Raw genomic sequence first — 23,715 nt, 5'->3', positions numbered from 1 at the left:
TTACCTCAGCCTTCCAAGCTGATGATGCGGGTTCGATTCCCGCTGCACGCTCCAATTCCTCTTTATGTTTCGTTACGTGTTTTCTTCCAGCGATACCCTATTCAAAAAACTTCTCCGCTCGTTAAATCTATAAGCATTAATCCATATAGCTTAAACCCATTTTGTTAAGTCTAACCAACCAACGCTAATTGAGCCGCTAGCGCTATTAACTCCTTAAATCGCTTCGAATTTCTTAAACCTTTCCCATCACATATTGCAGTCTAGCTTTTAACGATTTTCAAAATTGTTCCAATTTAATAATCTTGGTCAATATCTGCAAAAATCATTGTGTTAATGTGCGCGCATTAGCAACAACCAAAAATAATTAAAAATGTTTAAAAGCAATGAGTTAACAATAAACATCGAAGCAATCAATGTCGCACTGTCAAAAGTCGAAAATGCGAACAAAATTCAGCTTAATACGTTGAAAGGTTATGTGAGCAGCGAACCAGAACAGGCCGTGCTTGCGTTTCGTTCTTTGAATGAAGTGGAATCGATCGACGACAAGTTTAAAAAGATCATGGCAGAGCTACCGCACCTGAGCGGCGAAGCACACCACCTACTGGAAACATCGATCCTATTACAGTAATGGCCAAGAAAGATAAGTCTCAACTAGCGCGATGAACTAAGACTTATCTTTTAGCTTTCTGTTTTTAGTACTTTCCCAGCAGCTATTTCTAGCTCTATTAGATAATGCCTAAAGCGTTATCGACTTCGCCATGCCCGCTTCCGCATGTCCTGGAATATTGCAGGCAAATTCGACTTGATTATCACCATGGAAATGCCAAAGCATCTGCTTTGCTTTGCCCGGCTTAACTGTAACTGTGCTGCCCGAGTCATGAGCGTGATTACCCATGTTTTTCATCATTTCACGGTGCTCTAACTGCTCTGAAGCAGAACCAATCGAGAATTCGTGATCAATCTTGCCCGTGTTCATAACAACGAACTGCACCACGTCGTTCGGCTCAATATCAACCTTGTTCTTAAAGGTGATTTTCATATCGTCACTTAACAGAACATGAACCACTTTATCCGGCTTTGCGCCTGTCGCAGGCATACCCACTTCAGACATGCCTTCCATATTCATCATTCCATCCATATTCATCATCTTCGAATGGTCCATCTTTCCATCCTTCATCATGCTGTGATCCATTTTTGAATGATCCATCTCTCCACTCTTCATCATCGAATGGTCCATTTCAGCAAAAGCCGTTGCAGTAGTTAACGTCAGTGCAATCGCAATAAGTGTCTTTTTCATGATCGTTCCTTAGATTAATTCAGTTATTTATTTGTTAGTTTCACATGTTCATGTGGTACGCCCTTACTCACTCTGTTTTTGGTCAGTAAGGACTAATAATCAATACGTTATTTGTTTGGTTCGTTTTGGCTATGCGTAATCTCACGCTGTTTCCAGAGCTTAAAGATTGCAGGCAACACCAGTAGGGTAAGCAATAGTGCAGACGCCATTCCGCCTATCATCGGCGCAGCAATTCGCTGCATCACTTCAGAGCCCGTTCCCTCGCCATACATAATTGGGATGAGGCCAATAATCACAGTAAGTACCGTCATCATCACTGGGCGAACACGCAGTCCTGCGCCCTCACGAATCGCATCCGTTAAGTCTTCACTCTGAAGTGCTTGCTGGTTCTGCTCCGCATCCAATTTTTTGTAGTGCCATGCTTGGTTTAGGTAGACCAACATAATGACGCCTATCTCAACAGCTACCCCGGCAAGGGCGATAAAGCCCACACCCACCGCAATCGAGAAGTTGTAATTGAGGACATGCATCAGCCATAGGCCACCAACCATCGCGAGTGGCAATGTCAGCATAATCATCATCACCTCACCAACACGGCGGAAGCTGAGGTAGAGCAACAACATGATGATGGCGATGGTGATTGGCACAACGACACTCAAACGATCCTTCGCACGCTCCATGTATTCGTATTGACCAGACCACGCCAGTGAATAACCCGCAGGCAAGACGATTTGATCGGTAACGACTTTTTGCGCCTCTGCCACATAAGAACCAAGGTCGCGCCCTTCGATGTCAACGAACACCCAGCCATTAGGACGCGCGTTCTCCGTCTTAATCATTGGTGGCCCATCTTCATAGCGAATATCCGCGACATCAGACAAAGCAATTCGCGCTCCATTTGGTGTCACTAACGGCAGGTTCTGCAACTTAACGACAGAATCACGATAGCTTTGTGGATAACGAACATTGATTGGATAACGCTCTAGCCCCTCAACGGTTTCGCCCACGTTCATGCCACCAACCGCAGTCGAAATAACCTGTTGCACTTCTTTAATGCTCAAGCCATATCGCGCAGCAGAACGACGTTTGATGTCTATCGTCACATAACGACCACCCGCAACACGCTCAGCGTAGACAGAGGCCGTGCCACTGACACCATTCAAGATAGGTTCAAGTTGAGAGCCAATATCCTCAATCACGCTCAGATCTGGGCCTGCGATTTTGATACCAATTGGCGTTTTAATACCCGTCGCCAACATGTCGATACGCGTTTTGATTGGCATGACCCAAGCGTTGGTCAAACCGGGGAATTGAATCAGATCATCAAACTCTTTTCGTAGCGACTCCGTAGTGACACCGTCACGCCACTGTTCTCGCGGTTTAAGCTGAATAACCGTTTCAATCATAGTCAGTGGCGCAGGATCGGTTGCTGTCTCTGCTCGGCCAATTTTGCCCCAAGTGGTTTCGACTTCTGGAATGGTTTTGATGAGCTTGTTGGTTTGTTGCAACAACTCACGAGCCTTACCTATTGAGATACCCGGATACGTGGTTGGCATGTACATCAAATCCCCTTCGTCCAAAGGAGGGATGAATTCACTACCAAGCTTACTGGTTGGGTAATAAGCAGACGCCATTAAGCCAAGTGCGATAACAATCATCACCTTTGGATATTTTAGGCTGAGATTTAGAAGCGGCTTGTACATCGCCACTAGGCTGCGGTTTACTGGGTTTTTGTGTTCAGGTAGCACGTTGCCACGAATGAAGTAACCCATTAGCACAGGCACAAGCGTGATAGCCAAACCGGCTGCAGCGGCCATTGCATACGTCTTGGTAAACGCAAGTGGCGAGAACATCTTGCCCTCTTGCCCTTCTAGCGCGAACACAGGCACAAAACTCAAGGTAATGATAATCAGAGAGAAGAACAGCGGCGCGCCAACTTCTTCTGCTGCCTTACCAATCACTTGCCAACGGTTTTTGTCAGTAAGCGGAGTCCGTTCAATGTGTTTATGAACGTTCTCAATCATCACTATGGCACCATCCACCATGGCGCCAATCGCAATCGCGATCCCGCCAAGAGACATAATGTTGGCGTTAATACCCTGCCAATGCATAACGATGAATGCGCCTAAGATACCGACAGGCAGACTTAGCGCGATAACCAGTGATGATCGGATATGGAACAAGAACAGCGCACACACGACGGCGACCACGATGAACTCTTCAGCCAGCTTCTTCCAAAGGTTTTCAACGGCTGAATCAATCAAAGTAGAACGGTCATAAGTTGCGACAATCTCGACACCATCAGGTAAGCCAGCTTGCAGTTCAGCGAGCTTGGATTTCACCGAGTCGATCACTTCACTGGCATTTTCACCAAAGCGCATCACAATAACGCCGCCAACCGCTTCACCCTCACCATTGAGTTCAGAGATACCGCGACGCATTTGCGGGCCAAGATTAATGTCAGCAATGTCACCTAATAGCAACGGAGTACCTTTGTCGGTCACTTTTAGCGGCAGAGATTGAATGTCTTCGATGCTTGTCAGGTAACCGGTGGTACGAACCATATGTTCGGCTTCCGCAATCTCAACAACAGACGCTCCTGTTTCTTGATTACCATCTTGGATTGCCTTGTTGACTTGCTGAAGCGTTAGGTCGTAAGCACGTAACTTGGCAGGATCAATCTGTACTTGGTACTGCTTCACCATGCCACCAACGGTCGCCACTTCAGACACGCCTTCTACAGTTTGCAATTCATACTTCAAGAACCAATCTTGCAAACTACGAAGTTCCGCTAAGTCGTGCTGACCTGTTTTATCTTGCAACACGTAGCTGTAAACCCAGCCCACACCGGTTGCATCGGGTCCTAGTGTTGGCTTGGCACTCGATGGTAAGTTAGGTGCAACTTGGCTTAAGTACTCCAACACTCGTGAACGTGCCCAGTACATATCAGTATCGTCATTGAAGATGATATAGACATAGGAATCACCAAAGAACGAGTAGCCACGAACTGTTTCAGCACCCGGTACAGCTAACATGGCGGTGGTCAATGGATAGGTCACCTGATCCTCGACCACCTGTGGGGCTTGACCCGGATAACTGGTTTTGATGATTACCTGAACATCTGACAAATCAGGAATGGCATCGACAGGTGTATTTTTAACGCTGTATAAACCGCCAAATACGATGGCGACAGTGGCAACCAGCACTAAGAAACGGTTGCTAATAGACCAGCGAATAATTGCATTGATCATAGTTCGCCCTCACCCGTGCTATTCGTTGGTTCGAGAGATTTGAGCACATAATCAGAACCCTGCTTCGCCACTAGAAACCGAATGGTTTGACCCTCGGCAAACTCAGATAAATCAAGGTCATCACTGGCTTGGAAATTCATTTCACCCGCTTTCCAATTCCACTCAGGGACTGGCTGATGTTTTACGGTGATCATGCCAAAATCTGCCATCAACATAGTGATGTCGCCTGTTACCCAAACTTCGCCAGCGATCTTGTGTTTGTTGACCTTGTAATCAACAACCTCGTACTGCCCTGACTCTGTCTTTCTCATCTCAAAATCAATCGCCTTACCACGTTGCACGTCACTCATGTCCAAGCCTTCCGCAAAGGTGAAATTCATCACCATGCCCGGCCAATCCCATTCAGGAACAGGCTGATGGTTAATCGTCACCATGCGACTGCCTTGCATAACATCGGAAATTTCACCGTTTGCCCATACGGTTTCAGCTTCTTCCTCAACACCATTGATGCGTGACAGATCAGCAGATTGGCTCGATTCAGAATCCAACATGAAGTGCGCAGAAGTGACAATGTTTTCGCCTTGCTCTAGCCCTTGAAGCACCTCTATTTTTTCGCCAGCTTCACGACCAACCTCAATACGAGCAGAACGATACTTGCCAGAACCTTCTGACATCACCACTCGAGTCATACCACCGGAGTGAATAACCGAAGATCTTGGGATAGTAAGAACGGCTTCATCACTGATGGGTTTCAGCGCAATATTGGCGAACATATTTGGCTTAAGCTCGCCATTTGGATTGGAGAACTTCAAACGAACGCGCAAAGTTCGAGTTTTTGGGTCAAGGATTGGGTACACGTAATCGACATTACCCAACCACTCTTTGCCAGGAATGGCATCTAGCGTCATCACTGCATTGCTGCCTGACGAGATCCAGTGCGCTTGACGCTCAAACACCTCAGCATCAACCCATACTTCGCCTAATGGGCCTGCACTGATCACCGCTTGTGCAGGTGAAAGGTAACCACCTTCTCGGATATTCAGACTTGCGATGACACCATCGGCTGGCGCTTTGACTTCAATGGTTTGTGAGGCTTTGCCTTTGCGCGTAATAGAGCGGATTTGAGTCTTATCAACACCCAAGGTAATTAAGCGTTCAGTCGAGCCCTTGATCAAACCTTTACGACCCGTTTTATAAGCACTGATCAACTCTTCTTGTGCTTTAACAAGCTCTGGAGAATAGAGTGTGAAAAGCACATCACCTTTGTTTACCTTCTCACCCACTGCGTTGATGTAGAGCTTCTCAACCCAACCAGCTGCTCTTACGTTGGTTTGCCACAATGTACTTTCATCGAACGCCACATAACCCACGGTTTCAATCCGAGGAGATAGCGCTTCGAACTTAACTTTAGCTGTTTTGACACCCAGATTATTTTCTACCGACGAATCAATGAACACGGTACCGGGCTCATCTTTAACACCACTTGAGTCATCCGCGTAAACAGGGATTAAATCCATCCCCATAGGTGACTGACCCGGCTTGTCTCGCTGATAATTTGGGTCCATCGGAGCCACCCAATACAGAGGTTCATCCTTGGTTTGTTTACTTACTTCGGCGTCTGTACTCGTTGCCATTGCTGACATGTCGTGTGCTGGATTAATTAGAAAATGGTTCACACCAAAACCCAATGCACCACCGACCAATAAAGCGATTGTTGCTACTTTTACTGAACTCATTGTCTATTCCCTTATTGATTGGCTGTGTGTTTAGTTGCGCTTGAATTGAGTTGTGGTTGGTTTACTTGGTATTCAAAGCCACTGACTAACGCCGCCAGTTTGCTGTTAACGATGTTGAGATCGGTGATCAAACGTTGTTGCTCTAACTGAAGCGCCAGCTCATCGGTCGTTGCTGAAATGACATCGTTAAACTGGGCGGTGTTGTTTTGATAGCCCCTCTCAACCGCGCTGATTCGTGCTGCGGTTTGAGGAAGCAAGGACGTTTGATAGCGATCTAATCGCTGGATCAGATTTGATCTGTCCACCAGCAATGCGTTCACTTGCGCGTTCATTTGGGAAAGTAAGGTGTCTTTTTGAGATTTGGCCGCACCAACTTGATACTGAGCAGCCGATAAGTTTTTATCTTGTCGGCTCCCTGTAAACAGGGGGATGTCGACTGTCAGATAAGCACTCACAAGATCAGAAGCTGGTTCACCCGCCATGTTATTGGCTTGACGGTGTGCATACATCACTTCCACCCCAAACTGCGGGGTATAAGCTTGCTCGGCTAACTCAACCTGAGTTTGATTGGAGGAAATACTGACATCGGAGATCTTAACCAAAGGATGGTCAGTCAGTAGCTGGTAGTGCTTAGTTGAATCGATATTGGTCGCTAATTTGCTTTCCAACAATGACCAATCGATTTGGTTAGTTGCATTCAGTGTGCCCTGAGAATCAAGAACCTGAGAGCCTAGCCAATCAGAACCCAACCATTCAGAAAGCTGAGAGATTAAGCGGCGCTGAACTTGCTGGTTTGCCTGAAGTTTCTCATCAAGCTTGCTCACTTGAAGCTGAGCGTTAAGCAGATCTTGCGCTTCACTTTTACCAATCGAGTAATTGGTTTGTACATAGTTTTCAAGCTCAACCAACAAACGACGATTTTGACGAATCACCGACTCAGCCTTTTGCTGATAACCTAACTCAAGCCAAAGCTGCGTCATGCTATTCGCAACCGTCAATTCTCTTGCTTGCACCTGCAAAGCTAAAGCATCAGCCTGCTGGCCTGCCTTTTTCTGTTGGAGGTTAAGCGTATCGCCACGCTCAAACTGCTGCATCAGCCCTACCGATATATTAGTCATCGGGTCTTCGTCGAATTGAAAGCTATCGACAGGCAAACCGCCAAATCCAACTTTCAATTTCGGGTCCATTAAGGTCGAGCTGGCAATACCCGTTTCTCGCATCGCTTGAGACTGAGCAAAGTACTGCTTGCGATTTCCATCTTCGCTTAAAGCAATCTCAATCAGTGTATTGAGTTGCTGCGTCGAGCTTGCTTGGTCATGTGCTGAAATGTGTTGAGCATTTGAAGCTGACGCCGTGGTAGCCGCGAGCGTAGCACTTGAAAACAAGGCCATAGGCAAGGCAGCAGCAACCACTAAGCTCGTGTTCATGACAAACACAGAGGTTGTTGGTTTCATATTCACAATGAATGTCCATATCTAGCGCTAATTAGCGCATAAAAAAGAATGGCTTATCAGATTTATCTAACTGATAGAGCTGTATTTTTAGATATAGATTTATGCGGAAGGTGGGCGTAGCAAAGATTGAGCGCGTGCGACTTTCTGGCCAATCGTGACCGATTGAAAACGAGCTAATGAAAAGGAAAGTTGATCAACGGCTTGAACAGCCTGAATTGGATAGGGACTTGCAGAACACATTGAGGCACAGCAATCGGCACTCGAACAATGGTTACCCATCATCGGACTGCCGTCTTCGCTCATTGAAGACATATCGAATTGAGCCATCAAAGCATGAGCACTCATGTTAGAGTCTTCAGGGTGTACTTCTTCACTCATCACATGACACCCTGCCATTGAATCATTAACCGAAGTATCGCTGTGGTAACAAGCCGACTTGCTCGACCCCATTTCCATCATCATTACTTCAGTCATCAAGGCTGAGGAGCTTGAGGCATAGCTAGACATCAACATCGCAATGATGCTGAAAACAATAATCCAAGTTTTTCGGAATGTGTTTGTCATAGCTTACCTTTGAATTTACAACGCAACTATAAACGTTCCCCTTAGGGTAAGGTCAATGCCATTGTGCCGATATTTACCTGACCGTTGAAAAAGTATTCATCCTCTCTTTCATCAAAATGAGATAATTCTTCGACTTTGCAGTTTTTTCTTTAAAAATTATCCAATTAGCTAGCGAAACCTCTATCTGTGTATTTTACTTAAGACAGTGCAACCACGATTCACGGATGATAAAAATGGCTAACAAAAAAAACGTCGAAACAAACAAGAAAAATACAGAAATCAAAAATAAGAAAAGTAACGAGATAGAACAAAAGAAACCAACACAAAAAAAGAAGCGCAGACTGCATTCACATCTAAAAGTGAATATCCCACTTTTTCAGTCACTCATGATGATTTTGCCATCATTGGCTAAACACGCTGCTGCGGAAAGTATAGACAATTCCAGCGACGCTGCAGATCAAGTAACCGCAAATAACGTGACCGAAAAAGATGTCACCGATGACCATAGCAAGGCGGATTCATCAGCGGTTGTTCATCAAGAAGCTCAGACGAGTGACAGCGACGTAAACTCAACCTTAAGTGCAAGTCATGCCGCCCATGGTTCGAGCTCTCACTTGGTTCCTTCTCATCATTTATCGACGCTTTCTCACCCGCAAGTCCATTACATTCCTTCGGTATCGATGCCGACTATCTCCTCAGGAAGTAACGGTCAGCCGATTCATTCGAATGCGCCTACGACGCCCGCTTTACCCGTCACCTTTATGCCAGAAGTCATAAAAGGTACGTACGGAGAGCTTCATGTTGATGCAAATGGTCAATACACATTCGTATTGAATCCAAATTCTCCTCAATATATCCTGTTAAATCAGCACCAACCAGGTACTGACCATTTTGCGTTACATCTATCTAATGGCTCGAGCATCATTGTCCAGATACCAGTAACAGGTAAGCAAGACACGCCAAGTATTTCTGGAGACTTAACAGGTGTCGTAACAGAAGATCACAATATTGATTCACAAGGCTTGTTACATGCGAACGGTAAAATTGATGTCATAGACCCTGACCAAAATGAAAGTTCGGTTACGCCGGAAGTTATCTCAGGTAAATATGGTTCATTAACTATCGATGCTGATGGACATTGGCAGTATCAAGTTGATAACTCGATCTCTAATGTTCAAGCTTTAACCGCTGCCACTTCACTGCATGAAAGTTTCACAATTCACACCAAAGATGGCACACCGCAAACGATCGATATGACGATTGGCGGAAACGACGACAATGCCGTAATTACGGGTGTGGATGCTGGCACGTTAACTGAAGATTTAACGACACAAGTTCAAGGGCAGCTTTCGGTAACGGACTCTGATCTTGGAGAGGACCACTTTCAAGCCTCACAAGTGACTAGTAATTTCGGTACGCTAAGCATCACCAAAGACGGTGCGTGGACATACAATTTAGACAACAATAACCCAGTAGTTCAAAGACTTGGCCAAGGTTCAACTGCGACAGACATCGTCACTGTTCACTCTGCCGATGGCACAGCACATCAAGTTACGGTTACGATTAATGGCACCAACGACCATGCGGTAATCACGAGTAGTACAGCAAATTCACCAAGTTCGTTTTTCGCTATCGGGACAAGTAATGGCTCAAGCCAAGTTACTGAAGATAAAGACCTAACGGTTTCGGGCCAACTCAACATCACCGATATCGACTCAAAAGAGGCGCATTTTTCTAATTCCGACCTCAAGGGGACACTGGGTACTTTACATCTTAAAGACAATGGCGATTGGAGCTATGACCTAGATAATAAAAATCCACAAGTTCAGGCTCTTGGTCAAGGCTCTGCGACAACAGACATCATAACCATCCACTCCGCCGACGGCACTCCTCATCAAATTGCAATTACCGTTAACGGCACCAATGATAAAGCCGTGATAAGCGGAACCAGTGCCGGCGCGGTAACCGAAGAGTCCCAACTTCAGACCTCGGGCACACTTGCGGTAACGGATGTAGATACTGGCGAGGCACATTTCTCCAACACAGATATAGTAGGCAACTTGGGGTCTCTACATCTGAGCGACTCAGGTGCTTGGACTTACGACCTTGATAATACAAACCCTACAGTCCAAGCGTTAAGTAAAGGGGTAACCGCCACTGACACCATCACCGTTCATTCTGCCGATGGCACAACACATCAAGTGACGATTACGGTAAATGGCACTAACGACAAAGCAATTATTGGTGGAACAAGCTCAGGAGCTGTCACCGAAGAATTTCAGCTTCAAACCTCTGGTACGTTGACTGTCACTGATATCGATACAGGCGAAGCACATTTCTCCATTACCGATATTGCAGGCTCGTTTGGTAAGCTGCATCTAACCGATTCAGGAGCTTGGACTTACGTCCTTGATAACACTAACCCTACAGTTCAAGCGTTAGGCGCAAATAAAACAGCTACCGATACCATTACTGTTCACTCTGCAGATGGCACCAGCCATCAAGTAACGATTACAATAAACGGCACTAACGACAAAGCAATTATTGGTGGAACAAGCTCAGGAGCTGTCACCGAAGAATCTCAGCTTAAAACCTCTGGATCACTGACTGTGACTGATGTTGATGCCGGTCAAGCACACTTCTCCAATACCGATATTGCTGGGACTTTAGGCACCTTACACCTCACTGATTCGGGTACATGGACTTATGACTTAGATAATAAGAACCCAACCGTTCAAGCGTTAGGTAAAGGAACAACCGCTACCGATACCATTACTGTCCATTCTGCTGACGGCACACCACATCAAATTACTATTACGGTTAATGGCACTAACGACAAGGCCATCATTGGCGGTACAAACTCTGGTGCAGTGACTGAAGAATCTAAACTTCAGACGTCAGGTACACTGACTGTCACTGACGTAGATACTGGTGAAGCACACTTCTCCAACACTGATATTGCAGGCACATTAGGCACTTTACATTTAACTGATAACGGCACTTGGACTTACGATTTAGATAATACGAATCCACAAGTTCAAGCCTTAGGTAAAGGCGCGACAGCGACTGATACTATTACTGTCAACTCAGCAGATGGTACGCCGCATCAAATTACCATTACGGTGAATGGGACTAATGATACGGCTGTAATTGGTGGGACTTCTGCAGGCGCAGTAACAGAAGAGACACAACTACAAACTACTGGCACATTAACCATTACTGATACCGATAGCGGTGAAGCACACTTTGCTAATACTGATATCCAAGGCTCCTTAGGTACATTACATCTAACAGATAATGGCGCTTGGACCTACGACTTAGATAACACTAACCCAGCAGTTCAAGCGTTAGGTAATGGCGCAACCGCTACTGATACCATTACCGTTCATTCAGCCGATGGCACACCTCATCAGGTCACCATTACAGTAAACGGCACTAATGATAATGCTGTGGTAGGTGGAGTAGATACTGCAAGTGTCACTGAGAAAGCGGCTGGAGATAATATGTCACCAGATCATGCTCAATCGGGTATGGCGACACTTCGAGTTAGTACACTAAACGCTAATGGACATTTATCTGTGATTGATCCTGACTCTGGTCAGTCTGGCTTTGCTGATAATAATGTGGGGTATAACTATCACGGTACATATGGTGACTTAATTTTAAATCCAAATGGCGATTGGAATTACTATGCCGATGCTGGAAGTCTCACTCACATTGGTGGAAGGCCCACGACCAGAGGCTCCGCTATCGATAAGTTAGGTGAGGGTGAAACACTCACAGACACTATCACCGTTCACACAAAAGATGGAACACCACATAATATAGTCATCACTATCAATGGTAGTAACGACAGGCCTTATTGCTCTTCAGAAGTACAACTCAACGCAGGTACTGAAGATACGAGACAAACCATTACAGCTGCACAACTGTTACAAAATTCAATAGATGTCGATAAAAATGACTCTGGACTGCTTACAGTAGCAAACCTTCATCCAGATCACGGCTCGATTTTAGATAACCAAAATGGTACATACACTTTCACACCAGAAAAAGACTATAACGGTAAAGTTCATTTCACCTATGATGTCAAAGATGCACATGGCGGTGTCACTCATACTGGAGCTACCAGCAGTTTAAGTGCAGTTGCTGATAAAGCGGTTATAAGCGGTAGTGATACCGGAACGATTATTGAAGATCATAATGTGGGTCACAGTTCATTACAGCCTGTCGTTGCATCGGGTTTGCTGAGTGTGACAGATCCTGATGCAGGGCAAGACCATTTTCAGGTCAATCTGTTATTAGGAGAACAGGCGATTCACGATCCCTTTGGTGGTTTTTTACGCATTACACCAAGTGGCGCTTGGGGATATGAAGTCGCCAATAGTCGCTTGCAATCATTAGCTGAAGGTGAGGTAGAAAAAGTTGTATATCGTGTTTATTCTGCAGACCACACTGCTCACGATATAACAATAACGGTGACAGGCACCAATGATCAACCGACCATAACTGCGACGACACTTGCACATGGCACTGAAGATACACATTACCAAATGCAATCTAGTCAGTTTGGGTTCAACGATATCGACACAGGCGATACGCTACATTCCATAGCAATCACAGATCTACCACCAGCAACACAAGGTAAGTTTGTGCTTGATGGACACGATGTTACAGCGGGGCAACACATCCCTACAGCTGACATCAGTAAGCTTCAGTTCGTTCCTGCGCAAGATTTTAATGGCGATGTTCAGTTTAAATATACTGTTAACGATGGGCATACCGACTCTGCAGAGGCTACCAACACATTTCATATTGATGCGGTGGGAGATAAAGCCGTTATATCAGGTGTGGATACTGGCGATGTTTATGAAAACAGAAACCCTGATATGTCGCCAGACTTTGCCCAGTCAGGTATGGCGCATTTAACTAATAGTATGATTCATGTTGAGGGGCAACTAACAATCATCGATCCAGATACCGGCGAGAATAGTTTTGATTCTAAAGGTATTGGTTATACCTATCATGGAAAATATGGCCATTTAATTCTTAATACAGATGGTAAATGGTTTTATGGTGTTGCGACCGGCACTGCTGATGTAAATGGTGGATTAACAACAAATGTAGGATCGACGATTGATCAACTTGGTGCAAATGAGACACTCACTGATACGATAACGATACAAAGTAAAGACGGTACTACTCATGATATTGTTATCACCATTCATGGCGACAACGACCGTCCATACTGCTCTTCAGAAGTGCAGCTCAACAGCGGTAAAGAAGACCTCGCGCAAACCATCACGGCCAGCGAACTCTTAGCAAACACTATAGACGTGGATAGCAACGACCTAGGCAAACTCACCGTTGCGAATCTTCACGCTGATCATGGTTCTATTCTAGATAATCAAGACGGCACCTACACTTTTACTCCAACCAAAGACTATAACGGCCAAGTTCATTTTAGCTATGATGTGACAGATGCGCATGGCGGAACGACTCATACAGGGGCGTCTACCACACTCACCGCTACCCCAGACGGCGCCATCATTTCAGAAGTAACAACTGACCACGTCACTGAAGATGGTTCACACAGCAGCCACAATGCAGGGGTTACAACTGAGCTCGCGAATGGAAGACTACAAGTTGTGGATCCAGATAGCGGGGAGAATAAATTCCAATACAGCCAGTTTGGTGAATCAGCAGTTCACGATCCGTTTGTTGGCATGTTACGTATTGATAGCATGGGCAATTGGGGGTACAGCGTTAATAATGCCAATTTGCAACACCTTGCTCAAGGGCAAACTGAAACCGTTATCTACCGTGTTCATAGTTATGATGGAACGGCATACGAGTTGCACATAGACGTTGTAGGCACCAATGATGCGCCAACCGTTACCCAAGTTGCGCTAAGTAACGGCACTGAAGACACGCATTATCAAATGCAAGCGAGTCAGTTTGGATTTACGGATGTTGATAGTGGCGATACGCTACATTCAGTTGCAATCACAGATCTACCACCAGCAACACAAGGTAAATTTGTGCTTGATGGACACGATGTTACAGCGGGGCAACACATCCCTACAGCTGACATCAGTAAACTTCAGTTCGTTCCTGCGCAAGATTTTAATGGCGATGTTCAGTTTAAATATACTGTTAACGATGGGCATGATGACTCACAAGAGGCTACTAACACTCTTCATATTGATGCGGTTGGTGACACAGCAGTAATCACTGGAACGACAACTGGCGATGTCGATGAAGGGCATGGTACCTATCATGATCGGTCACCAAACTACGCACAGCTTGGGATGGCTAAATTAACCAATGACCCTTTATATACTGATGGCAAGTTAGAGATTATTGACCCAGACACTGGCGAAGCACAATTTGATACAAAAGGCATAGGCTACTCCCACCATGGCACTTATGGTCAATTAATACTAAATGCCGATGGTAATTGGCATTATAAGGTTACCGTTGGTAGTAACCAACAAAACGTAGCCACAAAGATCGATCAATTAGGCGATGGGCAAGAATTAACAGATACGATTACCATTTATTCTAAAGATGGTACTGCGCAAGACATAGTCATTACCATTCATGGTGATAATGATAGACCTTATATCAGTTCTGAAGTAACACTTTCCACAGGCACAGAAGATACAGCTCTTACTTTCACCAAAGCTGATTTATTAGGCAATACTGTCGACGTGGATGCCAATGACGCAGGTAAGCTTTCCATTGAGAATCTGTTAGTCGATCACGGCTCTGTAGTCGATAACAAAGACGGCACCTACACTTTTACTCCAACCAAAGACTATAACGGCCAAGTTCATTTTAGCTATGACGTCACAGATGCGCATGGCGGAACGACTCATACAGGAGCAATCACAACCCTTGCAGCAGTTAATGATGCCGCCACATTTGCCGGTGACTCCAGCAGCATAAAAGAAGATACAAACATTCACCACAACGCGCATATCACGGGGTCAGCAACTATTCCAGATGCCCTTTATTGCCATGGGCACCTGATTGTTTCTGACGCTGATGGTCATGGCGAAGCTGCATTAGATCTTAAGGGGCAACCGAAAATATCTCTGGATGGAACCTATGGTCATTTCGACATCACTAGTACTGGGACATGGGTTTATAAAGCAGACAACAAGAGTACGCAGATTCAAGACTTAGACAATGGACAAACACTCACAGATAGCATTGAAGTCACATCAAAAGACGGTACCAAGCATTCAATAACCGTCACGATTAATGGGACCACCGATGATCCTGTTCTACACAGCCTCAGTGATTCTGGTGTTCAACATAGTGGTCCAGTTCAAGGGAATCTACTTACTGGCTCTGGGACGGATCAAGGATTGAGTGGTGCAGCAACAGACACCGATTCCAACGCACATCTGGTGTTGCAAGATATTCAAATAAAGGACCCCGTGTCAGGTTATGTCGCGGTAAGGCCTGGGCAACCACATACTATGGCCGGTATCGGTACACTCGCGATCGAAGCGAATGGTCATTATACCTTCACCCCGGAAGCTGGCTTTACAGGTAAAGTGCCAAGTATGGTTTATCGTGTCGGTGATGATGGGGGTAACCCAATAGGAGATTCTTCTCAAAACTCTCTCTCTATTGAAGTCACCCCTCCTCTACAACATGCGCCAACGGTGACAGGGCAAACTGTTTCTACAAATGAAGACATCACCAGAACCTTTACCACCAGTGAATTTGGTTACAGTGATCAAGATGGCGATGCGTTACAGTTCGTGACTATTAGCAGCTTACCGAGTCATGGATTATTACTTTTAAACGGTAACGCCGTAACCGCCAACCAGCAAATCAGCAAGGCTGACTTAGACGCAGGCCATTTAACTTTCACGCCGAGCAATAATGAAAACGGCGCCAACTATGCACAATTTACATTTACTGCGAATGATGGCCATAAAAATTCGGCAAGCGCAACGATGGTAGTGGATGTCAATGCAGTCAATGATGCACCTATCGTTGGATCGAGTTTTATTAGTTCTTTAGAAGATAAGCCTCATGCGTTCACCACCGCAGACTTTAAATATTCTGATATTGATGGAGATGCGTTAAACCACATCACGATTACCAATGTCGCCCATGGCGTGTTATCGCTGAATGGCGCCACAGTGAATATTGGTGATGACGTCAGCGCCTCCGACGTTTCATCACTCATCTTCACCCCAACTCACAACTACTTTAGTTCTGGTGTCAGCGGATTAGGGGCGGTGCAATTTACCGCAAACGATGGTCATCTTGATTCAAAAGAAGGGTCAATACTCATTAATATAGCGAGTGTCGCTGACCCTGCAACATTCAGTGGAGACTCCACAGGAGTGGCAAAAGAAGACATAACACTTCAAGCTTCAGGTACGTTGACGGCGAGTGACCCTGATGGAACCGCAGGGTTTACCGCGGTACAGGGTGGAGCTGGAATAGCCGGAAGCAAAGGCTATGGGCACGCTCATATCGATGTAAATGGTCACTGGACTTACGACCTTGACAACAACCATCCTATAGTTCAACAGCTTGGCGAAGGTCAGACAGACACTGAAACCATCACGGTTCAATCTGCAGATGGCACGCACCATGATATCGTGGTTACCATTACCGGAACCAATGACGCACCGATTCTCGGCGTTAACCAAACATCATCAACGACAGGTACATTAACAGAGACTGATGTAGATGTTACTGACTCTCATACCTTCTCTATTGTCAGTTCAACAGGGCAATTCGGTTCACTGTCCGTCGATCCAAATACTGGTGACTACGTCTACACACCAAATACGTCTATCACAGGAATGAGTTATAACTCTGCCACCAACTCCTATCATGGTGTCGATGTATTCGAAGTAAAAGTCAGTGACGGCCATACGGAAGATTCGAAATTCATCACCTTTGATGCCTCGGGACATGTCACCATGTCACCAACGGGTAGCTTAGTCACCTCGACGACTGTTCTGCACCAACCTGTGGTAACTACGACGCAACCAACCTTGCCTTCAGGCACTAACGTCGCGCCAACGAACACCGTTACTCTGGATCTCGCGTCAACAAGTGATTCAGGTTCGTCTAACACTGACAATCTGACTAATGATGCCACTCCAACAATTACCGGACACACCGATATTCCATATTCTCAAGTGACGATATACGATGGTTCAAAACCTATTGGACATGCGGTATCTAATGCTTCAGGTCAATATAGCGTAGTGGTCGATAGCTTAACCGATGGCAATCATAATCTATCCGCTAAGGCATTAACTCCTTCATCTGGGCTATCAACAATATCTTCGCTTCTTTCCGTCCATATAGATACACAAGTACACGTCGGTATTCAAACAGACCCAATTACCGCCGACAATGTGATTAATGCTCAAGAATCCAACAGCTCCATTGACATCACCGGATCCGTTTCTGGCGATTATAATGCAGGCGACATTGTGACTTTAGATGTAAATGGGACACAGCATACTGGCGTGGTCGATGCAAAAGGACACTATTCAATTGCCGTACCTGGAAGTGAACTCATTGCCGATGCTGACCAAAAAATAGAGGCATCAGTAGCGGTAACAGATAGCGCAGGTAATAGCGCTCATGCCACTGCAGATGTTACTTACCAAGTCGATACACAGGTTAGCGTTCCTACGATTACCTTTGAAAACGCAGGGGCAGACAACTTATACAGCAAAGCTGAAATCGCCCGAGGACAAGCAAACACGATCACTGCAACCGTTACGCCTCCTGGTGATGCCAAAATCGGTGAGCATCTTGTCGTTAACGGTCAGGATCATGTATTAGATGCTCATACTCTACAGCACGGAATACAAATTGAAGTTCATCCGGGTTCTAATGTACAAGCAACAATGACTGACGAACACGGTAATACCGCAGGTAGCCAAGGTTTTGCTGCAAGCGCTATTCCTGAACCAATTATTGTCAGACCGCCATCGGGAAGCCACCAAGTGTCTGGCACACTTGGGGTGCCACCACTATTACCATCGTTAACTCCGGTACCAACAGCACAAAGCGGTTGGCGAATCCATTTACCTAATGGACAATATGTCACCAGCCACCATGGGCAATATGGAACATTAACCATTGACCCTCAAACCGGCCACTTACATTACCAAGAGCAAGCTCAGGTTCATACGGGCCCACATGGCAGCGCTTCAGGTATCGGTCAACACGAAGATAAATTTGAAGTAGCATTACAAGGGTCAAATCAAGATGAAGTGGTCGCCCATGTGAACATCCAGATACTCAGTCATGGGCCAGGAAATAGTGGAAAGCTGACAGTTGGAACTGAAGTGGTTGATATGACGATCACACCTTTAGTCCATACATCGCACCCTGCTCCACCGCCACCGCCTCCTGTTCAACATGACGAGCCAGACATGGCTTCGCAAGCCGACTTTACGGTCACACTAAGCGATGATAGCAATCTAGATTTAACCCAGCAGACCCATCAAGAACCCGATCAGAAAAGCAGTCACCATGGTGCAGCCGCTTATCTGGATGCATTGGGCATTAAACCCGATGCGACATCGACAACGGTTCACGATCAACCTGCGGATATGGATATCGTACTTGCACAAGTCGACCAACCAGATGCAGCAACACATGACCAAGCGCACTTGGATATGTCAGACGCGCTGGAACACCATGATGCAAACATCAACCATAACCAAGATGATGAGCACCACCACAACGATATCGATGGTGGGTTACCGGACATTGATCCAAATAGTTAACGCATAAAATGCCAATCACTAAAACCAAAAAAGGAACACTATTTAGTGTTCCTTTTTATTTCTATTCTCTTTTAAATTTCAGTTATAACCTATAATCTCAAAGCTAACTTAATGTAACGAAAAATCATGGAGTTATGCTTACTTCCAGTACCCGAATGGCGATATAGTGGCGGCAAATTTTAATCACAAGAAACAGGGGTTGTGTCGCAAACAAGGGGGGAGGTTATGATCACCCCTCAACATTCTTCAGCTTTAACATTATGACTATTAAGTTTACTGGCCGTCACTTTCCTTCTGAGATCAGACTACAGTCCGTTCGTTACTATGTTTCCTACAAGCTGAGCTACCGTGAAATTAAAGAGGTGTTAGCTGAGCACGGCATCAGTGTTGACCACTCAACATTGAACCGTTGGATCATTAAATACGCTCCCCTGCTTGAGCACCAGGCACGTAAATAAAGAAGCCAGTCGCGTCTGCGTGGCGAATGGACGAGACATACATTAACGTCAAATGTCAGTGGAAATATTACTATCGAGTCGTTGAGAAGCACGGTCATTTCATTGATTTTTTACTCTGCAAACGCCGTGATGAGAAAACGGCTCGCGCCTTCTTTGCCAAGGCAATCTGCTATAAGGGTTTACTAGGAAAAGTGGTTAGCGATAAGAGTGGTGCCAACGCGTTAGCGTTACATAATGTCAATGTTTAACTCTGGCTGATGGGAAATCAGATGAGGGAGCCAGTTCCACCCTGGCAGGCGTGGAACTGTGGTCGATAATTAAAAGTGAACAGCTCGATAATCCTGAAGGCTTATCTGCTTGGGAGCAATTTTACGCCCTAGCAGCCTAATTGCATCTGAAGATCTGTACACTTGTACTTCGTCATAACTTTGCGACACAACCGTATTAATGGTACAGATCACATTACATCAAAGCCACTGATTAGACCAGGCAACAAACTTTTCATGATATTCTGTCCCGCTTTATTATTATCGTCTATTTGATATCAATTGATTAGCACCATTATTCATCTTGCCTAATCGTTATCATGACTTTTAGTTTCAAAAATAAGAGTAGTATATGAAGCCTAGAGCACCTTTATTCTTGCTTGCAATCACCATTATTTATATTGTTTATTCATTTCTTCGAGGTTATACCGACTTACATATATCGAGCGTATTTACTCCACTAATTTTGTTCCCGTTTGCAATATTACACGGTAGTGTCTATTGCGGTATAAAGAAAATGTCATGTTTCTTTCTATTAGTCTTCGTTGTCAGTGTTTTCTACGAAAGCGTTAGTATTTCAAGTGGATTTCCTTTCGGTCACTATTATTATTCTGACCGACTAGGAATTAAAATATTTGACGTCCCATTAGCAATCATGCCGACCTACTTCAGTTTGGGTTATGTCTCTTGGTTTATATCAACCATCCTTCTTAATCAGTTTGATAAACCGATACAAACGAAAAGTAAAGCAATCATCATCTCTCTTACTGCCTCATTTGTAATGGTTTCATGGGATGTCGTTATGGATCCTGTGAATTCGCTCATCAAATCGCTGTGGGTCTGGACCGATCGTGGTGTGTATTTTGGCGTTCCGTTAAGTAATTTCTTTGGGTGGTTTTTATGCGTATTTACCTTTTATTTGCCTTTCTCATTATGGTGCTACAACGATAAAGTACATTTGAAGCAAATCCCGCCCCATGGTTACTTATACCTGCCCTCAATCATTTACGTTACCATAATGTCAAAATACATCCTTTGCTTCTTGTTCAAAGACAACCTTGATGTCGCCACTTTGCATGGCGAAATTTTTAGCTCAAAAGACATTTATGGAAGTGTGATGCTTATTGGTATCTTTACTATGCTGCCAATCGGTATCCAATCTATCTATAAGATCTACCGACACCGCAGTCACTCGCTCTGAGCGACAAGAGTTCTTTAGTTCACACAATACGGTACTCACATTGTTTACACGCGCTAGCGTTGTATCACAACCAAAGTTTCGTATTACGATAACAAGCATGCTAAGCCGCTCTCAGCACCTCCTATTCATAGCATTCAGATCAAGTTAAGGTAATACAAATGCAGAAAATTGAACAGCTTCCAATGCCTCCTAAATCGGGGATTTTGGGGCATGTGAGTTATTTGAAGAAACCCAATGTTCATCAACAGATGCTGTCTTGGGTGAATGAATATGGTGCTTATTTTCGTTTGAAACTGGGAATGAAGGATGTAATGGTTCTCTCTGAACCCTCTCAGATTAAGGCGATTTTAAAATCGAGGCCAGATGACTTTCGCCGTTTGAAAAGCATTGAAAGTGTGTTTGAAGAAGCAGGGCTTAACGGTATTTTTTCTGCAGAAGGTGATCGTTGGAAACATCAGAGAAAGTTGACTGAGCCTATGTTCCAGCCTAGCCACCTTAAACATTTTTACCCTAAGTTAAGTGTGATTACCGAACGTTTAAGAAAGCACTTTGAAAAGTTATCAGAATCAGGAACTGTCGTTGATTTAGTTAGCGAATTCAAAAAATACACAGTAGATGTCACATCATTGTTGGCTTTTGGTGAAGACTTTAATTCGATTGAGCAATCAGACACTCCTCTTGGAGAAAGTTTACGACATGTCTTTCCTGTGATTAGCCAGCGCTCTAAGTCTCCTATTCCTTTATGGCGATTTTTCAAAACCAAGAAAGATACTCAGTTCGATGCAAGTTTAGAAGAGATCGGTCATTTTGTGTCGACTTGTATTGATAAGCAGCGCACGCGTTTGGCTGAGTGTCCTGAACTTAGAGAGTCGCCAGAAAATATGCTTCAAATAATGCTGCTGGAACAAGAATTGGATACATCACTGACTGATCGAGATATTCTAGCGAACGCCATTACTCTGTTATTAGCAGGGGAAGATACCACAGCAAACACTCTTGCTTGGATGGCGTTTCTTGTGAGTGGAAACCAAGGTAGCGAGCAAGCTTTACAAAGTGAACTGGCTGATCTGGGAGAAGCTTCTGTATTAGAGTGGCCGATCCCTCGGGTTCCCTACATGACAGCAATTATGTATGAAGCGATGCGCCTTAAACCTGTGGCTCCTCAGCTTTACCTAGAGCCGACAAAAGATACTTATCTTGTTGATTTTGAAATAAAAAAAGGCACGCCTGTTTTCGTAATACTGCATGCTAACGGTTTTGATCCCGATTTGTTTGAAGATCCAATGTCGTTCGATCCTAATCGTTGGATAAATAAAAAAGGGGCGTCATTTTCGAACCTTCAACCATTTGGCGGGGGGGCAAGGCTTTGTCCGGGTCGTTCACTCGCTATTATGGAAATAAAATTGGCGTTTCATTCTTTATTTAATGAATTTACGTTAGAGCCTCAGCAAGCTCCTGAAGATGTGTTCGAACAGTTCGCGTTCACCATGTCGCCTGTTGGATTTAAAGTCAAAATTAAAAAAGTTGCTGATGCTGACAAGAGGAATATCAAACTTTAACTGGGCAAGAAGGACAGCATATGGATGACCTAAAGCTGGAATTAAAGTGTACCTTTATCCAAAGTAAGTGGCTTGGTGAAGAAGATAGACGGAATTTGAGACATCGTGCTTTTAAATATCTTCAATTAGAAGAAGACTTTTGTTCTTTAATCGATAATTATCCCGCAAACGATCTTATTATGGAACTCAAATCTCTTCTTCTCAAGTGAGGTTGGCATTGCCTTCTCCTAGGGGGTTTGTCGCGAACAAGGGTGGTAGGTTCTGATCATACTGCAGTCCGTTCGTTACTATATTTCCTACAAACTGAGCTACCATGAAATTGAAGAGCTGTTAGCTAAGCGCGGCCTCAGTGTTGACCACTCAACATTGAACCGTTGGGTCATTAAATACGCTCCCCTGCTTGAGCACCAGGCACGTAAATAAAGAAGCCAGTCGCTTCTTCGTGGTGAATGGACGAGACGTACATTAACGTCAAAGGTCAGTGGAAATATTACTCTCGAGTCGTTAGAAGCACGGTCATTTCATTGATTTTTCACTCTGCAAACGCCGTGATGAGAAAGCGGCTCGCGCCTTCTTTACCAAGGCAATCTGCTATAATGGTTTACCAGGAAAAGTGGTTAGCGATAAGAGTGGTGCCAACGCGTTAGCGTTGCATAATGTCAATGTTCAACTCTGGCTGATGGGAAAAATACTCAACTTGATTGAAGTGTGTCAAATTAAATATCTGAACAATATAGTTGAGCAAAGTCATCGAAAAGTGAAAGGTAAAATAAATCAGTGCCTGGGGTGGAGCTGTGGTCGATAAGGCTTTGTTGCGTAATTCAATGTAGCTAAATCAAGAACCTACGATCTGATCAGCTACCTCCACCCTCTCTCGTAGCTCTATGCCTAAGCCTCGTTATAAAACAACCAATCACTCATTAACCGTGGCTCTCTGACCTTTTGGATTGATGAAGAAGCAATAAGCGGGTGGGCGCAAAGTAAACAGAATAAGCGCGGGAGGCCGCGTCGGTTCAGTGATTTAGCTATCACGACAGCACTCATGGTGAAACGAGTTTTTTCTAGGCCATTGAGAGCGCTTCAAGGATTTATCGACTCGATATTTAGGTTAGCCCATGTACCGTTAAGTTGTCCGC

At 44.8% G+C, this 23,715-nt stretch carries 9 protein-coding genes and 3 pseudogenes; 7 read left to right on the top strand and 5 right to left on the bottom strand.

From position 1 onward, the window contains the following. Positions 1–370 precede the first annotated feature (370 nt). Complete coding sequence (locus AB6D07_RS20485) at positions 371–628, top strand: hypothetical protein (protein ID WP_017102893.1); 258 nt, start codon at positions 371–373, stop codon at positions 626–628. Between the two features lie 108 nt (positions 629–736). On the opposite strand, the gene AB6D07_RS20480 is transcribed toward AB6D07_RS20485, so the two are convergent. From AB6D07_RS20480 to AB6D07_RS20460, 5 genes are all read right to left on the bottom strand, one after another. Further along, on the bottom strand, positions 737–1,297 hold the full coding sequence (locus AB6D07_RS20480; RefSeq protein ID WP_017102894.1) for a cupredoxin family protein: 561 nt from the start codon (positions 1,295–1,297) through the stop codon (positions 737–739). 107 nt (positions 1,298–1,404) lie between these two features. After that, positions 1,405–4,548 (bottom strand): efflux RND transporter permease subunit, encoded by a 3,144-nt coding sequence (locus AB6D07_RS20475; RefSeq protein ID WP_017102895.1) that lies wholly within the window; start codon positions 4,546–4,548, stop codon positions 1,405–1,407. Beyond that, positions 4,545–6,284 (bottom strand): efflux RND transporter periplasmic adaptor subunit, encoded by a 1,740-nt coding sequence (locus AB6D07_RS20470; protein ID WP_017102896.1) that lies wholly within the window; start codon positions 6,282–6,284, stop codon positions 4,545–4,547. Before AB6D07_RS20470 ends, AB6D07_RS20475 begins: the two co-directional genes overlap by 4 nt. A gap of 11 nt (positions 6,285–6,295) precedes the next feature. Continuing rightward, entirely contained in the window at positions 6,296–7,738 is a 1,443-nt protein-coding gene (locus tag AB6D07_RS20465; RefSeq protein WP_029222918.1) for a TolC family protein, read from the bottom strand. 99 nt (positions 7,739–7,837) lie between these two features. Beyond that, positions 7,838–8,302 (bottom strand): hypothetical protein, encoded by a 465-nt coding sequence (locus AB6D07_RS20460; protein WP_017102898.1) that lies wholly within the window; start codon positions 8,300–8,302, stop codon positions 7,838–7,840. A 233-nt stretch (positions 8,303–8,535) separates the two neighbouring features. Here AB6D07_RS20460 and AB6D07_RS20455 point away from each other — a divergent pair, with 233 nt between their 5' ends. The 6 genes and pseudogenes from AB6D07_RS20455 to AB6D07_RS20430 form a co-directional block, all read left to right on the top strand. Further along, positions 8,536–19,095: a VCBS domain-containing protein gene (locus AB6D07_RS20455; protein ID WP_372092065.1), complete on the top strand. Its 10,560-nt coding sequence runs from the start codon at positions 8,536–8,538 to the stop codon at positions 19,093–19,095. 260 nt (positions 19,096–19,355) lie between these two features. Then, positions 19,356–19,941: pseudogene (locus tag AB6D07_RS20450) on the top strand (IS6 family transposase). A gap of 230 nt (positions 19,942–20,171) precedes the next feature. Continuing rightward, positions 20,172–21,020, top strand: a complete 849-nt coding sequence (locus AB6D07_RS20445; RefSeq protein WP_017104230.1) for a carotenoid biosynthesis protein — start codon at positions 20,172–20,174, stop codon at positions 21,018–21,020. A 158-nt stretch (positions 21,021–21,178) separates the two neighbouring features. Beyond that, positions 21,179–22,579 (top strand): cytochrome P450, encoded by a 1,401-nt coding sequence (locus tag AB6D07_RS20440; protein WP_372092067.1) that lies wholly within the window; start codon positions 21,179–21,181, stop codon positions 22,577–22,579. Positions 22,580–22,840: 261 nt separating this feature from the next. Then, positions 22,841–23,384: pseudogene (locus tag AB6D07_RS20435) on the top strand (IS6 family transposase). Between the two features lie 79 nt (positions 23,385–23,463). After that, a pseudogene (locus AB6D07_RS20430) lies at positions 23,464–23,715 on the top strand (transposase); the annotation flags it as partial.

Source organism: Vibrio sp. 10N.239.312.C11, assembly GCF_041466065.1.
Taxonomy (GTDB): Bacteria; Pseudomonadota; Gammaproteobacteria; order Enterobacterales; family Vibrionaceae; genus Vibrio; species Vibrio tasmaniensis_A.
The sequence above is the reverse complement of the archived record's forward strand: the minus strand, read 5'-3'. Positions and strand labels throughout refer to the sequence as shown.